Below are 13,820 nucleotides of genomic sequence, written 5' to 3' on the forward strand. Positions count from 1 at the left end.
AAAAGAACACCAATCAAAGAGTTATATACAATCCTATGATTGATGTTCCTTTTATATTAGCTAAATAAATTAGGTAAAAATAATACAGTTTGAGGTATATAAGTTACTATTAATAAAACAATTATTAAAACTATAAGCATTGGAATTAAATATCTTAATTGATCTTTTAAAGATACCTTTGCTATAGACCCTGAAACAAACAAACACACACCTAACGGAGGCGTACACATGCCTATTGTCAAGTTTACAACCATTACTAATCCAAAGTGTATTAAATCAATCCCAAATGCAGCAGCAAGTGGTAAAAACAAAGGAGTAAATATTACAATGGCACTTGTTGTATCTATAAATGTTCCAGCTATTAACAATATTATATTAATAACTAATAATAGTATAAATTTCGAATTCACATTATCACTTAAAAAAGCTCCAACTGATTGAGGTATATTATTCACAGTAATTACCCAAGTAAATAAAGAAGCAAATGCCACAACCAACAACACTTGTCCTGTTGACTTAGCTGCATCTAATAGTATTGCAGGCAAATCTTTTAGCTTTAGCTCTTTATATACGAATACACCAACTATCAAAGCATAAAATGTTGCAACAGTTGCTGACTCAGTAGGGCTGAAAAATCCAGTCATTATACCGCCAATTATAATTATGGGCATAATTAAAGCTAATATTGCATCTTTTCCTGCAATTAAAATATCTTTTAATGGAGCTCTTTCTTCTCTTCCTATATAGTTTTTCTTCTTCCCTAAGAAGTAAGAGTAAACCATCAGGCCAATTCCCATTAAAATTCCAGGAACAAATCCTCCTATAAACAACTTCGCCACACTGACATTTGCCATAACACCATATAGTAACAAAGGAATACTTGGTGGTATTATAGGGCCTATTGAACCTCCTGTGGCTAAGAGAGGTGCACAAAATTCTTTATCATACCCTTTCTCTATCATAATAGGAATCATTATTCCTCCTATTGCTGCAGTTGCTGCAATAGCAGAACCTGTTATAGCCGCAAAGAACATACACGCCAAGACACTTACCATAGCTAACCCACTTGGAAAATGACCTATTAGCAAATCCGCAAAATTTACAAGTCTATCACTCATTCCACCTTTGAGCATTAACCCTCCTGATAGGATAAATAGCGGTATTGCAGTTAAAGCAATACTATCTACACCAGTAAACATTCTCTGCACAACTACCAGTAAAGGATACCCATCTGCTGCAATTTGACCTAAAGATACTATTCCCAATGAAAAAGCTATAGGTAGGCCTAATAAAAACGATATAAATAAAATCAAAATAATCATTTATTAGTCCTCCTTACTTTCTTTTCTTATATTTAGAACATTGTTTTTTATTATTTCTAAATCATATAATACTAAATAAACTGCACTAATTGGTATAGCCATATAATAGTATGTCATTGGAATACCAATATATGGTGCTAATTGTGTTGACCCTGTTTGAGTAAATTTTATACCGAAATATACTAGGAATATAAAAAATAATAATAAAATAATATTTATTAATAATTCTAAGTACATACTTGCTTTTTTAGAAAGAAAGCTAAAAATTATATCAATATTAAGGTGATCTCCAGTTTTCAAACAATAGGCAGCTCCCAAAAATACTAAATAAACAAAACTTAATCGTATTACATCTTGCCCCCAAGCAACAGGATTATTAAATAAAAATCTCATTACAACTTGAAGAAATGTTACTATACCTAATACTGCTGTACTTATTATCATAGCAAACTTTAAAATTTTTTCTAAAATTTTCATGACTTCCTCCTATTTCTTCAGAAATTCTCTAACTTCTTCAACAAACTCTGGAGAAACTATTTTTGCAACCTCTGGTTTTTTATAAATATCATTTGTTGCTTCTACAAAAGATGCCTTTTCAGGTTCAGTAACAACCATTCCATTATCTTTTATTTCTTGTAAATAACCTTCTTCTTGTTCTGATACAACTTCTCTTTGTTTTATAGCAGCTTCCTTTGAAGCGGTTTCTATTACTTTTTGCTGTTCATCAGTTAATTTGTTAAAGAAATCTAGATTCATTATCATACTTACTGCGCCATAGGTATGACCATCTAAACATAAATATTTTTGTACTTCATAAAATTTTGAAGTTGCTATACTTGCTATAGGATTCTCTTGTCCATCTACCATTCCTTGTTGAAGTGCAGTATATAATTCATTGAATGAAACAGGAACTGCAGATGCATTTAAACTTTCCATTAAGGCAAACCAAATTGGTGCTTCTTGAACTCTAATTGATAAACCAGCCATATCTGAAACATTTTTTATTTCTTTTTTAGAATTTGTAAAATGTCTAAAACCTAATTCTCCAAATGCTAAATGTTTAAAGCCAGCTTCTTCAAATTGTGGGTTTAATTTTTCTGATATAATTCCGTCCAAAGCTCTATATGCTTCATCAGAATTTTCAAATAAATAAGGAATTGAAAGAATTTGAACTTCTGGTACCCATGCAGGTAATGTCCCGTCTGATGTAGCTACTGTCATTTGTATTGTTCCAAATTTAACTCCTTCTGCCGCTTCTCTTTCTCCGCCTAGAGATGCATTTGGATATACATCAATTTTAAAATCAGAAGACTCTTTTTCAACTAATTCTTTAAATAAGTTTGCAGCTATTGTGGATTGATGCTCTTCATTTCCGACACAGGCAATTTTAATCTCAATTTTATTTCCTTCTGAGCCACTTTGTTTGTCTACCGTTTTAGAAGTATTGCTATTTTTATTCCCACACCCTACTAGTGAAATAACCATCGTACATACAGCAATTATCTTAAGTATATTTTTTTTCATTATCTTTCCTCCTCGCTAATTACAGAAATTTTATAATTTAAATCTATTTTTTTGTTTAATTTTTTATCTATCATCTCAGACCTAAATCTAGAACCATATACAAAATTATTTTTTAAAGGCACAGTCCCTGAAAATATTATTGCATTATCAACATTTCCTATTCTATTTTCTAATTCACTAAGGATAGTCTCTACGGGCAATATATCTTTTAACGTTCCAGCCTGGTATTCTATTTCTTTATCATCTATAGTCACATAAGATCTCAACTCTATTTCATCCCAATGATCTTTTATGTGATCATAGTTCCAAACATCTTTTGATATAGGTTTTAAACAAACTTGTTTAGACTTTGGAACACTGACACTTTCAAGTTTTCTATCTGTGTGATCAGAACCTAATGCTATATAAATAGAATTATTTTTCTTTAAGATAACGTATTCACACTCTCCAGAAGTCATATCATCTACAAATTTTAAATCTATATTTTGAGTTACAAGTTCTTTAGAGCACTCAAATATAGTAGGAATTTTTTTAGGTGGTTTAACACCTAGCTCCCTTTCAAGTTCATCAATGTGTTCTTGAGTCTTTTTAATATCTCTACCAGCGTATCCTATAATATAAACCTTGTCATAGCCAAATTCTATAACTTCACTATCTAAATTAAAATTTTTTAATTCCAAAATTAAAGTACCTCCTATAAAGTGTATAAATCTTTTCTTCTATCTCTAAATACATTAATGCTACTTCTAATATTTTCAATAACTTTTAAATTAATAGCACCTATTTTTACTTCCTCAACATCGTCAGGATGTAATATGTACTCACCCCAAGGATCAATTATGGCACTATGTCCTCCAAATTTTGAATTCTCTGTCATTCCCAAGCTATTAACACAAACAACAAACATTTGATTTTCAATTGCTCTCGCTCTATTTAATGTATCCCAATGCATATTTCTAACTTCGGGCCAAGCAGCTGGTAAAAATAATATTTCTATATCTTCTAGTGCTGATTTTCTAATCCATTCAGGAAATCTCACATCATAACAAATACTCAAGCCACATTTAATACCATCCATTTTGAAAATACAAAGTTCAGATCCCGATTTAAAGTATTTATTTTCGCCTGATGGAGAAAATAAATGCACTTTATTATAACTAGCTATCTCTTTACCTTCCCTATCATATACATAACTTGTATTATACAACTCTCCATCTATTGTATTTGCAACGGATCCACCAATTATATTTACATTAAATTGTTTTGAAAGCTTGGATAGTAGATCTTTTGATCTTTTCCCTTCAATATCTGCTATTTCTTTTACATTATTTGGGAAAAAAGAAGTATTCCACATCTCTGGTAATACAATTACATCTGGAGTTTCACCTGCAGCTTCAACAATTTTCTTTTCTATCAACGCAAAATTTTTTTCTACATCTCCAAAAACTAAACTACACTGAATAATTGAAATTTTCATAATAACCTCCTTTAATTAGTTTGGTATACCATATACATAATACCAAACTAATTAAAGGAGGTCAATCTATTTTAAAATGTTTCTTATCATTCCAATTTTTTTATTATGTAAACAAAAAAATTGTTTACAGTTTGATTTCAACTATAAACAATTTCTAAATTTGTATAATATTTATCTTTTATTCTTTATCTTCACTTAAAATGTCTAAAGCCTTTTGAAGTTGAGTATCTGTACCCAAGTAATCAACACCTATTCCCACTATTTCCTCCGGCTCTGAAACTTCTATATCAGGTTTTATTCCTATGCCGTGAATATTTTCTCCATTAGGTAAAAAATATTCAAATGTAGTAAGAACTATACCATCTCCATTAAAAAACGGTATTTGACTTTGTCCTATTCCCTTTCCAAAGGAATTTTTCCCAATAATAGTTCCCCTATTATGGTCTTGTATTGCTCCTGATAGTATTTCTGAGGCTGATGCGCTTGCTTCGTTTATTAAAACTACTATTGGAACTTCTGTGTGCTCTGCATCTGATTTATAGTCAAAGACTCTTTCTTTTTTATTGTTTTCCGCATAGACAATAGTTCCCTCTGGAAGTAATGCATCTGCTATTTCTACAGCAGGATCTACTATCCCTCCGGGATTTCCCCTTAAGTCAATTACAAGTCCCTTTATATTTTCACTTTCTAAGCTATTTAAGTTTTCTTTAAAGTCATTTGCAGTTTCTTCTTTAAATTGTGTAATTCCAATATAACCTATTCCATCTATGTTTTTAGAAATTATTGTAGGATCTTTTATTTCTGCTCTTTTTATCTTTACATCAAAGACTTTGTTTTCTAAGGGTCTAAGTAACTTAATTGAAACTTCTGTTCCTTCTTTTCCCTTCATTGCAGTTACTGCATCGTTTATCTTATCAGCAGTGTAGTCATTTCCCTCTATATTTATTATTTTATCTCCTGACTTTATCCCTGCTTTTTCTGCAGGTGAGCCCTTTATCGGAGATATTACTGTTATTAAATTGTCTTCTCCTGCTGTAATTTCAACTCCAATTCCATAGAATTTACCTGTTAAGCTCTGAGTTGTATTTTCATATTCTGCAGCAGTCATATAGTATGAGTAAGGGTCTTTTAATCCTGCAAGTACTCCCTTTAACTCCCCTTCTTTTAATTCTTCATCTGTGACTGGGTATAAGTAGTTTTCTTTTACTATACTCTCCAAATTATCTAGTTTAACGTATTTATTTTCACTTACTATTGAAGTTCCAAAAGTCGTTAATCCAAAAGTTGCCACATTAGTTATAATTAAAAGTATTACGGCAAATATTAAACTGATTTTCTTTTTTTCTTTCATAAAATCCTCTTTTTATAAATAGTTTTGTGGATTTGTTGTCTTCCCGTTGACTCTAACTTCAAAGTGAAGGTGATTTCCCGTAGACATCCCAGTTGAACCCACTAGAGAAATTACATCGCCCTTTTTAACACTTTGCCCAACTTTAGCTTTTAAAACGCTATTGTGTCCATAAACTGTGACTATGTCCCCATGGTCAACCATTACTACATTTCCAAGTCCACTCATGCTTTTAGACATTATTACCGTTCCATCTTGTGCAGCAACTACTGGTGTTCCACCTGGGGCCGGAATATCTATTCCATCATGAGTTTTATATGTCTTTAGTATTGGGTGAAGTCTAGTCCCATATTGAGATGATAAACTGTGATATCCTGGAAGTGGCCAAGCCAATCTCGCTCCCGGATTCATCTTTACATCAATATTTTGTGAAGACCCCGAACTGGATCTGGTTATTTCCTGTTGAAGTCTTAATATTTCACTTTCAAGAGCAGCACTTTCTGCTTGAGCTGCATCGTAAGCTTTTTGATAGGCATCTATATCCGCTTCTAAAGAGGCCATATATGTTTGCTTTTGGCTACTAACTTCTTCATAGCTGTTTTTTTGTGATTGGAGATTATTTTTAGATACAACTAGAGTTTCCCTATCTCTATCTAATTTTTCCTTTGCCTGTTGAATTATATTTACCTGCTCTTCAATATAGTCTACAAGTTCTTTATCTGTCTTTGCTATTGTTGAAATTATCTCATTGTTTCTAATTAAATCCTCCATACTTCTTGAATTTAACAGAACCTCTAAGTAAGACACTTTTCCGTCCATGTACATTGCACGAACTCTTTCACCAAAGATTTCCTGTTTTTCTTTTAATTTTTCTTCAGCTTGCACAAGCTCTGCTTGAGTTTTTTCAATTTCTTCATTTAAAACTGCAATTTCTGACTCCAAACTGGAAATGCTTGAACTGAGTTCTATTATTTTTCCATCTAAATCAGCTATTTCACTTTGAACATTTTTTACAGTTTTTTTATTTTCTTCAATGTTTTTTTTGTTTTCATTTAGCTCTTTAGTCACTTCTTCCTTTTTTTGTTGTTTTTGTTCTTTTTGTTTTTCAAGTTGACTTGATGCAAATACGCTTTGTGTCGCTAATAATAAACTTAAGCCTACAACTAAAGGCACTTTATATTTCTTCATTTACTTACTCCTAAACATCTAAAAATCTCTCTGTGGACACTAGTGAACCCAAGTAACCTATTCCAGCACCTATACATATAAATATTACTGATAGGTTGCTTCTGATTTTATCAGGTGTGGAAATACTCATTCCAAATAAATTTTGAATTTTAACATTTACTTCTCCATATAAAAATTCATATCCATAGTAAACTATTAAAAAGGCAATCAGTGCCCCTACCACTCCAAATATTACGCCCTCTATTAAAAATGGACCTTTAATATAGGAATTTGTCGCACCTACATACTTCATTATGTTTATTTCCCGCTCCCTGTTGGTTACGGCAATTTTTATAGTGTTGTGTATTATGAGTACGGAAACCAGTAGTAGTATTAGTACTATTGCATATCCAATATACTTAATTCCCTTTTCAAATACCATCATTTTTTGAACTAGTTCATAGTGATAATCCACTCTTTCAATTCCCTCATGTTCTTTTATTTCACTTGCCATTTCACTTGCATAGGACAGATCTTTTAATGTCACTACTAGAGAAGCCGGCAAGGTATTTTCAGGAAGCGAATCAAGTATATAGGCCTTTTCTCCCAATCCCTCTTTAAAGGAATCCAAAGCTTGATCTTTTGAAGTATATTGAATTTTTTTAACTCTTTCATCTGATCCAATTTCACTTATTAAACTGTTTACGTCATTTGCAGGAAGTCCATCATCTAAGTAAACTACAACTTTATCCAGTTCTCCTCCTAAGTGATATACTGCCCCATTTATATTTAATATTAACAAAAATACAAAACCAAAAAGTGTCAACATTGCAGCTACAGATACAGTTGATGCCAAGGCCATAGTCATATTTCTCCTAAGTCCCTTAATGCTCTCCTTGATAATATTAAAAGCCTGTCTAATTATTTTCATAATAGCCACCCTTTTCAACATCAGTTGCAATACAGCCATTGGCAATTTTAATTACATGCTTTTGCATTTTATCTACAATACCTACTGCATGTGTTGCCATTATAACAGTAGTCCCTCTCTCATTTATTTTTATTAAAGCGTTCATAATTTCCCATGCAGTATCTGTATCTAGATTTCCTGTGGGCTCGTCACAAACTAATATGGGAGCATTGTTAACTATTGCTCTTGCTATAGATACCCTTTGAGATTCTCCACCTGATAGCTCGTCGGGATATGAAAGTGCCCTATTAGACAATCCCACAATCTCAAGAGACTCATTTACACTCTTTTTTATTTCTTTTTTGCTTGCACCTTGAATTTCAAGGGCATAAGCTACATTTTCAAATATAGTTTTTTTATCTAAAAGTCTAAAGTCCTGAAATACAACAGATATATTTCTTCTCAATTTTGGAATGTCTTTTTTTCTAAGTTTTGTTATATCAGTTCCACCTATTAGAATTTTTCCTCTAGTTACTTTTTCTTCTCTTATTAGCAGTTTAATCATAGTAGATTTACCAGCTCCACTATTTCCCACTAAAAATACAAAGTCACCTCTCGGTACTGATATATTAATATTTGAAAGTGCCATTACACCATTTGAATATTCTTTGTACACATTTTCAAATTCAATCATAACATTTCCTTTCCATTTTTAACTGTAATTATCAACTACATATTATATTACAAAAGAGTTACAAATTACAACATAAATTCACAATTTGCTCTATATTCAGTTGTTTTTAAGGCTTTTTTCATTGTTTTTTCAATGTTTCCTCAGTTTTTTTCATATTTTTTTTAATTTTTTTTAAAAGTAGTGTATAATGTTATTGGTTGGGGTGATGATAATGAATAAAAAAGAACTTAGAAGAGAACTCATAAAGAAAAGAGACAGTCTAAGCGAAGCTTTTATAACAGATGCTTCAAGAAAAATAACTGAAAATTTACTAAATCTTGATTTGTATAAGAACAGTACAAATATTTTTGTGTTTGTCAGCTATAAGTCTGAAGTAGACACCCACGATTTTATAAAAAAAGCCATATCCGATGGAAAAAACATCTATATTCCAGTAGTTGATAAGAAAACAAAGACAATGCAAATTTCCAAACTTGATAATTTTTCACAACTAAGTGAAAATTATATGGGAATACTTGAACCAAGAGAATCTGAATTAAATATTTCAAATCCAGAAATTTTAGATTTAATTATAACTCCTGGGCTTGCCTTTGATAAAAGTGGATATAGAATAGGTTATGGTGGCGGATTTTATGATAAATTTTTTGACTCATTGCAAAGAGATATTCCAAAACTTGGAATAGGATTTGAAGAACAATTCGTCGATAAATTGCCACATGAAGAATATGATATTCAAATAGATTTTTTTCTATCTGAAATAAATTTGCACACTAGGAGGAAGTAAGTACTAATGAAAAGGTATATAGGTACTGTTGTTAGAGGAATAAGAACTCCAATAGTTAAAAGTGGGGATGATCTCGTTGAAGTGGTATTTAATTCGATGCTTGATGCACTTGAATCTGAAAATATTCAAATGAGAGATCAAGATGTAGTTGCTGTAACTGAATCGCTCGTTGCAAGAAGTCAAGGAAATTATGCAGATACAGATCAAATAGCTAAAGACATAAATTCTAAATTTGATTCTGATATAGGTTTAGTATTTCCAATTCTAAGCAGAAATAGATTTTCTGTAATATTAAGAGCTATTGCACAAACTAATAAAAAAATACACATTTTGCTTTCCTATCCCTCAGATGAAATGGGAAACTGTTTAATGGATGAGAGAATACTATATCAAAAAGACATAAATCCATATTCTGAAGTTCTAAGTGAAGAAGAGTACACAGAACTATTTGGAAAAGAAGTAAAACATAGATTTACAGGAATTGATTATGTAAATTTATACAAAGAAATTGCACCTAATTGCGAAATCCATTTTTCAAATAATCCTAAGACAATTTTAAAATTCACTAAGGATATTTTAGTGTGTTCCGTACACTCTAGAAAGATGGTAAAGCAAGAACTTATCGATGCAGGGGCAAATAAAGTATATGGCCTTGACGAAATTCTAACAGAATCAGTTGACGGCTCCGGATATAATAGTGAATATGGTCTACTTGGAAGTAACCTATCCAGTGACCATTCAATAAAATTATTTCCAAGAGATGGCCAACCCTTTGTAGAAGCTCTACAAAAAAAATTATGTGATTACTCAAATAAACAAATAGAAGTTATGATTTATGGAGATGGAGCTTTTAAAGATCCTGTTGGAAAAATTTGGGAACTTGCAGATCCTGTAGTATCTCCAGCATATACTGAAGGCTTAAAGGGCACTCCAAATGAAATTAAAATAAAATATATTGCAGATACTGAGCTATCAGACGTAGATGATGAAACTGCACAGGAAATTTTAAAAGAAAAAATTTCTAATAAAGACAATGACTTAACTGGAACAAGTGAAACACTGGGAACTACTCCAAGACAAATTACAGACCTTTTAGGTTCTCTATGTGATTTAACTTCCGGCTCCGGAGATAAAGGTACTCCTGTAGTTTTCATCCAAGGATATTTTGATAACTTTGCAAGTATATAAATAAATAGCAATTAAAAAAACAGCTTAGGCTGTTTTTTTAATTGCTATTTACATTACTTTTATACCTTTGAATATTTGAATCACTTAAAAATTCATAGGCATTATTTATTTTTTGAAACATTTCAGTAGCTCCAGGATCTTTATTTATGTCGGGATGGTACATTTTAGCCATTTTCTTGTATGCAAGTTTTATCTCATACTTATCTGATGTATATGGCACTCCCAATATATCACAGGCCTCTTCATATTGTACTTTAAAGGACGATGGGCTAGTATAGCCTCCGCTTCCTTGATTTTGATTCTGCCCTTGATTGTAGTATCCACCTTGGCTCTGTCTAAAGAAGTCTTCAAAATCGGAAAAATCTCCAAAGCTCCAATAGCTCCCACCACTGTTTTCATTCCTCTTTCTCCACTCTTCTTCTTGAGCTTTTCGCTTTTCTTCTTCTCTTTTTATTCTCTCTTCTTCTTTTTTCTGTCTTTCTCTTTCTCTGTCTCTTCTGTATTTTTCTCCATAGTCTTCCATCTTTTCATAAGAAGCTTTTCTTCCCAATAAGTGGTAGTCTGCTTTGTCATAAAAGAACTCCGTTGCCATAAAGTGTATATACTTTAAATAAGATTCAGCAATTTTTCCTATAAATGGAATTACTATTGATAACACAATTAAACTGAGTATTACAGGATTAGACAGTAGCGCCCCTAAAAACCACGGGTTCATTAATACCATAATAAACAAACATCCACCCATTGAAAGTATTAATCCAAATACTTGTCTAAAAGATGAAAATACTGTCACTAAAATATTAACAACATATATCACAGCTCTTAGTACATAATCTATAACAGTTCCCAGTATTTTATAAAAATATCCTAGAATTTTATTCATTCTTTCTCCTCTTGTAATTCCTTAAAAATTCCTCATCTTCTATTTCCAGGTCTTTTTCACCTGCCAGAAATTCCAGATGATGTGTAATCTCGTGGTGTAGTGTTTCTCTTAATTTATCTTTTAATGCCTCTCTTGAAAAGTTTCCATATAATTGCATAAAAGAGCCATAGTATATTAAAATGCTCTTCCCCAAAATATCTCGCCTGTATCCACCTAGGCAAACTAAGTTTTCCGGATCTTCTGGATGATAGTTCACTTCGTCAACTATTCTAACGCCTCCATTTAATCCTGACAATATATTCTCCGGAAGTTCATCATATAACTCATTTAAAATATCTTCAAATTCTTCCCATCTATCTAATTCCATTTACTATCCACCTATAAAAAAAGCAGCTATTGCCGCTCAAACTTTTAATTTGACTCTTTATCATTGCCAAAATTAATTTCACAGCAATTTTAATTACTTTCCGAACAATTATACCATAACGACTCTGCTACTTAAAATAAATTTATATACTTACAGTTTTATTTTCCTCATTCTAATATCATCTATTCCAAATAAATTTCGACATACCGAATAAAATCCTATTCTATAGTCTGTTATAAAACATTTGATTTCATTTTCATCGCCTTCTACTAATTTTTCTTTTAACTGTCTTAATATAAAGTCACTTAAAAAGAAAAATTTAACATTGGGATACAATTCTAAAAATCTGTATTTTAATACACTTAAATTAGTATCCATTACAAATACCACTTCACTGTCTCCTACATATTCTCTAATTAAAGTAGATGTAATATAGGTATTTAAATCTCCATCGTGAATTGAATTTATTAAAATTTGTGAGTCCAGAACATTTTCAATATCCTCACCCTTTAAATAATTAAGTACATACTTATTTGAAAGAACCACTTTGTTCTTAGAATTTTCTTCTTTAATTAAGTGCATCATTTCACCTATGCCGTCTATAATTTCATAGTCTACTTGCCTATTTAAATTTAGAGATATTGCAGGATTAGTAGACACTAAAATTTTAATATATCTCTTTTCAACTGCACTTTGAAGTTTTAAGCTCATCTCTTTAACCTTCCAACTTCTAATTGAATATGGAAAGTTCTTATTGTCAGAAATCACTATGTAATTTTCATTGAATTTAGATTCAATACTGTTTAATATAGATATTCCACCAATGGAGTCATCTATAAATCCCACATTGCTAAACTTCATCATATCCTCCAACAGTACAAGTCATAAAGGCATATTTATACCTCTTTGCAAGTATACTATGTGCATATTTCATATCTTCACAGTTGTTAAACAATCCAAAAACTGAAGCTCCCGTTCCACTCATTAGCGAAACCGCCCCCAACTTTGAAAGTTCTTCTACTATAATTTTAATATCAGGATGCACTTTAAACACATAGTCCTGCATTTTATTTTCTAAAAGCGACTTTAAACTCAGTATAGATTTATTTTCCATACAGTTAACTATACCCTTAAAATCAATTCTGTTTTCATCAATTTTTAAATTTTCATATACAACTTTTGTTGAAATTTCATATCCCGGGTTTACTATTAAAACACTTACTCCTTCAAAAGGCGCAAGCTCTGTAAATTCTTCACCTATTCCCTCAGCCAGTACCGTTCCACCTTGTAGCATATATGGAAAATCAGCCCCCAAGCTTAAAGACATCTCTTTTAAATCTTCTAAACTTAAATTTAAATTGTATATCTTATTAAGGGCTTTAAGTGTTACTGCTCCATTTCCCGTCCCACCTGCAAGTCCTGCTGCCATTGGAATATTTTTTTTAAGTGTAATCTCTATTGGAAGTTCTCTTCCCACAAAATTACACATGACCTTCCAAGACTTGTAAATCAAATTGTCTTCAACTGGAACCTTTAAATCTGAATTTAATACAAATCCACTTTTTATTATGTTAAATTCCAATTCATCATATAGTGAAACTTTTTGCATTATTGTCTTTATATTGTGATATCCATCTTCTCTTTTATTTACTACATCAAGAGATAAGTTTATCTTTGCATATGATCTCGTCTTCATAATATACCTCAAAATAATTATAACATAAGATAAAACAAATCAAATTATAAATTTAAACTGCTTAAAAATTCTTAAATAAAAAAAGGCCCTATGGCCTTCTTATGAAATCTTTTTTACATCTTTATATTCAACATCATCTTCCAGAATTAATACTCTTACTGTTTTTGTCAACACATCAGAATAAGTAAAAGTTGATGTCGCCATTTCGTCTCCGTTTTCTAAGTCAATAGAGAATAAACTAGGATATACTGCTTTAAGTACTCCGTATTGTGTAATGTACTTTTTTCTTCCCTTGTTAGCTTTAACAATTACTTTTTTACCCAAGTTTTCTTCTAATTCGTTCTTGATTAACAACATTTCATTCATAGGCATATCCCTATCCCTTCTAGATCCAAATACAGATAATATTTACTTGAATAGTATAACATGTTTAATTTTAAAAATCAAGCAATATATTTTA

At 31.2% G+C, this 13,820-nt stretch carries 16 protein-coding genes; 2 read left to right on the forward strand and 14 right to left on the reverse strand.

Annotated elements, in window-relative coordinates:
* Positions 1-56: 56 nt before the first annotated feature.
* From BUB47_RS04020 to ftsE, 9 genes are all read right to left on the reverse strand, one after another.
* Positions 57-1,322, reverse strand: coding sequence for a TRAP transporter large permease (locus BUB47_RS04020; RefSeq protein ID WP_073184003.1), 1,266 nt, complete (start codon positions 1,320-1,322; stop codon positions 57-59).
* 3 nt (positions 1,323-1,325) lie between these two features.
* The gene (locus BUB47_RS04025) at positions 1,326-1,799 is read right to left on the reverse strand and encodes a TRAP transporter small permease (RefSeq protein WP_073184005.1); all 474 of its coding nucleotides are present in this window, start codon (positions 1,797-1,799) and stop codon (positions 1,326-1,328) included.
* Between the two features lie 9 nt (positions 1,800-1,808).
* Positions 1,809-2,846 carry a TRAP transporter substrate-binding protein gene (locus BUB47_RS04030; protein WP_073184007.1) on the reverse strand — a complete coding sequence of 346 codons (1,038 nt, stop codon included), beginning with the start codon at positions 2,844-2,846 and terminating at the stop codon, positions 1,809-1,811.
* Positions 2,846-3,526, reverse strand: coding sequence for a DUF2848 family protein (locus BUB47_RS04035; RefSeq protein WP_234945628.1), 681 nt, complete (start codon positions 3,524-3,526; stop codon positions 2,846-2,848). The genes BUB47_RS04030 and BUB47_RS04035 overlap by 1 nt, the downstream gene beginning before the upstream one ends.
* Positions 3,527-3,540: 14 nt before the next feature.
* Complete coding sequence (locus BUB47_RS04040; RefSeq protein WP_073184010.1) at positions 3,541-4,323, reverse strand: carbon-nitrogen family hydrolase; 783 nt, start codon at positions 4,321-4,323, stop codon at positions 3,541-3,543.
* A 178-nt stretch (positions 4,324-4,501) separates the two neighbouring features.
* The gene (locus BUB47_RS04045; protein ID WP_073184012.1) at positions 4,502-5,674 is read right to left on the reverse strand and encodes a S41 family peptidase; all 1,173 of its coding nucleotides are present in this window, start codon (positions 5,672-5,674) and stop codon (positions 4,502-4,504) included.
* 12 nt (positions 5,675-5,686) lie between these two features.
* A complete protein-coding gene (locus BUB47_RS04050) occupies positions 5,687-6,859 on the reverse strand; it encodes a murein hydrolase activator EnvC family protein (RefSeq protein ID WP_073184014.1) in 1,173 nt (390 codons plus the stop codon).
* A gap of 10 nt (positions 6,860-6,869) precedes the next feature.
* Entirely contained in the window at positions 6,870-7,769 is a 900-nt protein-coding gene (ftsX, locus tag BUB47_RS04055) for a permease-like cell division protein FtsX (protein WP_073184016.1), read from the reverse strand.
* On the reverse strand, positions 7,756-8,442 hold the full coding sequence (gene ftsE / locus BUB47_RS04060) for a cell division ATP-binding protein FtsE (protein WP_073184018.1): 687 nt from the start codon (positions 8,440-8,442) through the stop codon (positions 7,756-7,758). The genes ftsX and ftsE overlap by 14 nt, the downstream gene beginning before the upstream one ends.
* A 211-nt stretch (positions 8,443-8,653) precedes the next feature.
* Between ftsE and BUB47_RS04065 the strand changes: the two genes are divergently transcribed.
* Together BUB47_RS04065 and BUB47_RS04070 are read left to right on the forward strand one after the other, a co-directional pair.
* Positions 8,654-9,226, forward strand: coding sequence for a 5-formyltetrahydrofolate cyclo-ligase (locus tag BUB47_RS04065; protein WP_159430533.1), 573 nt, complete (start codon positions 8,654-8,656; stop codon positions 9,224-9,226).
* A 6-nt stretch (positions 9,227-9,232) separates the two neighbouring features.
* Positions 9,233-10,414 (forward strand): coenzyme F420-0:L-glutamate ligase, encoded by a 1,182-nt coding sequence (locus tag BUB47_RS04070; protein WP_073184022.1) that lies wholly within the window; start codon positions 9,233-9,235, stop codon positions 10,412-10,414.
* Positions 10,415-10,451: 37 nt separating this feature from the next.
* Here the strand turns inward: BUB47_RS04070 and BUB47_RS04075 are convergent, their stop codons facing one another.
* The 5 genes from BUB47_RS04075 to BUB47_RS04095 form a co-directional block, all read right to left on the reverse strand.
* Complete coding sequence (locus BUB47_RS04075; protein WP_073184024.1) at positions 10,452-11,297, reverse strand: J domain-containing protein; 846 nt, start codon at positions 11,295-11,297, stop codon at positions 10,452-10,454.
* Positions 11,290-11,664, reverse strand: a complete 375-nt coding sequence (locus tag BUB47_RS04080) for a metallopeptidase family protein (protein ID WP_073184026.1) — start codon at positions 11,662-11,664, stop codon at positions 11,290-11,292. Before BUB47_RS04080 ends, BUB47_RS04075 begins: the two co-directional genes overlap by 8 nt.
* 150 nt (positions 11,665-11,814) lie before the next feature.
* Entirely contained in the window at positions 11,815-12,525 is a 711-nt protein-coding gene (locus BUB47_RS04085) for an aspartate/glutamate racemase family protein (RefSeq protein ID WP_073184028.1), read from the reverse strand.
* A complete protein-coding gene (gene ispE, locus BUB47_RS04090; protein ID WP_073184030.1) occupies positions 12,515-13,360 on the reverse strand; it encodes a 4-(cytidine 5'-diphospho)-2-C-methyl-D-erythritol kinase in 846 nt (281 codons plus the stop codon). Before ispE ends, BUB47_RS04085 begins: the two co-directional genes overlap by 11 nt.
* Positions 13,361-13,459: 99 nt before the next feature.
* Positions 13,460-13,726 (reverse strand): Veg family protein, encoded by a 267-nt coding sequence (locus tag BUB47_RS04095; protein ID WP_073184114.1) that lies wholly within the window; start codon positions 13,724-13,726, stop codon positions 13,460-13,462.
* Between the last annotated feature and the right edge of the window lie 94 nt (positions 13,727-13,820).

Source organism: Anaerosphaera aminiphila DSM 21120 (assembly GCF_900129925.1).
Classification (GTDB): domain Bacteria; phylum Bacillota; class Clostridia; order Tissierellales; family Peptoniphilaceae; genus Anaerosphaera; species Anaerosphaera aminiphila.

What these genes read in the sequence shown, in the direction of transcription:
- BUB47_RS04020 (WP_073184003.1), bottom strand. Translation starts at nt 1,322, where the DNA reads ATGATTATTTTGATTTTATTTATATCGTTTTTATTAGGCCTACCTATA.
- BUB47_RS04070 (WP_073184022.1), top strand. Translation starts at nt 9,233, where the DNA reads ATGAAAAGGTATATAGGTACTGTTGTTAGAGGAATAAGAACTCCAATA.
- ispE (WP_073184030.1), bottom strand. Translation starts at nt 13,360, where the DNA reads ATGAAGACGAGATCATATGCAAAGATAAACTTATCTCTTGATGTAGTA.
- BUB47_RS04085 (WP_073184028.1), bottom strand. Translation starts at nt 12,525, where the DNA reads ATGAAGTTTAGCAATGTGGGATTTATAGATGACTCCATTGGTGGAATA.
- BUB47_RS04040 (WP_073184010.1), bottom strand. Translation starts at nt 4,323, where the DNA reads ATGAAAATTTCAATTATTCAGTGTAGTTTAGTTTTTGGAGATGTAGAA.
- BUB47_RS04050 (WP_073184014.1), bottom strand. Translation starts at nt 6,859, where the DNA reads ATGAAGAAATATAAAGTGCCTTTAGTTGTAGGCTTAAGTTTATTATTA.
- BUB47_RS04095 (WP_073184114.1), bottom strand. Translation starts at nt 13,726, where the DNA reads ATGAATGAAATGTTGTTAATCAAGAACGAATTAGAAGAAAACTTGGGT.
- BUB47_RS04065 (WP_159430533.1), top strand. Translation starts at nt 8,654, where the DNA reads ATGAATAAAAAAGAACTTAGAAGAGAACTCATAAAGAAAAGAGACAGT.
- ftsE (WP_073184018.1), bottom strand. Translation starts at nt 8,442, where the DNA reads ATGATTGAATTTGAAAATGTGTACAAAGAATATTCAAATGGTGTAATG.
- BUB47_RS04030 (WP_073184007.1), bottom strand. Translation starts at nt 2,846, where the DNA reads ATGAAAAAAAATATACTTAAGATAATTGCTGTATGTACGATGGTTATT.
- BUB47_RS04025 (WP_073184005.1), bottom strand. Translation starts at nt 1,799, where the DNA reads ATGAAAATTTTAGAAAAAATTTTAAAGTTTGCTATGATAATAAGTACA.
- BUB47_RS04075 (WP_073184024.1), bottom strand. Translation starts at nt 11,297, where the DNA reads ATGAATAAAATTCTAGGATATTTTTATAAAATACTGGGAACTGTTATA.
- BUB47_RS04080 (WP_073184026.1), bottom strand. Translation starts at nt 11,664, where the DNA reads ATGGAATTAGATAGATGGGAAGAATTTGAAGATATTTTAAATGAGTTA.
- ftsX (WP_073184016.1), bottom strand. Translation starts at nt 7,769, where the DNA reads ATGAAAATAATTAGACAGGCTTTTAATATTATCAAGGAGAGCATTAAG.
- BUB47_RS04045 (WP_073184012.1), bottom strand. Translation starts at nt 5,674, where the DNA reads ATGAAAGAAAAAAAGAAAATCAGTTTAATATTTGCCGTAATACTTTTA.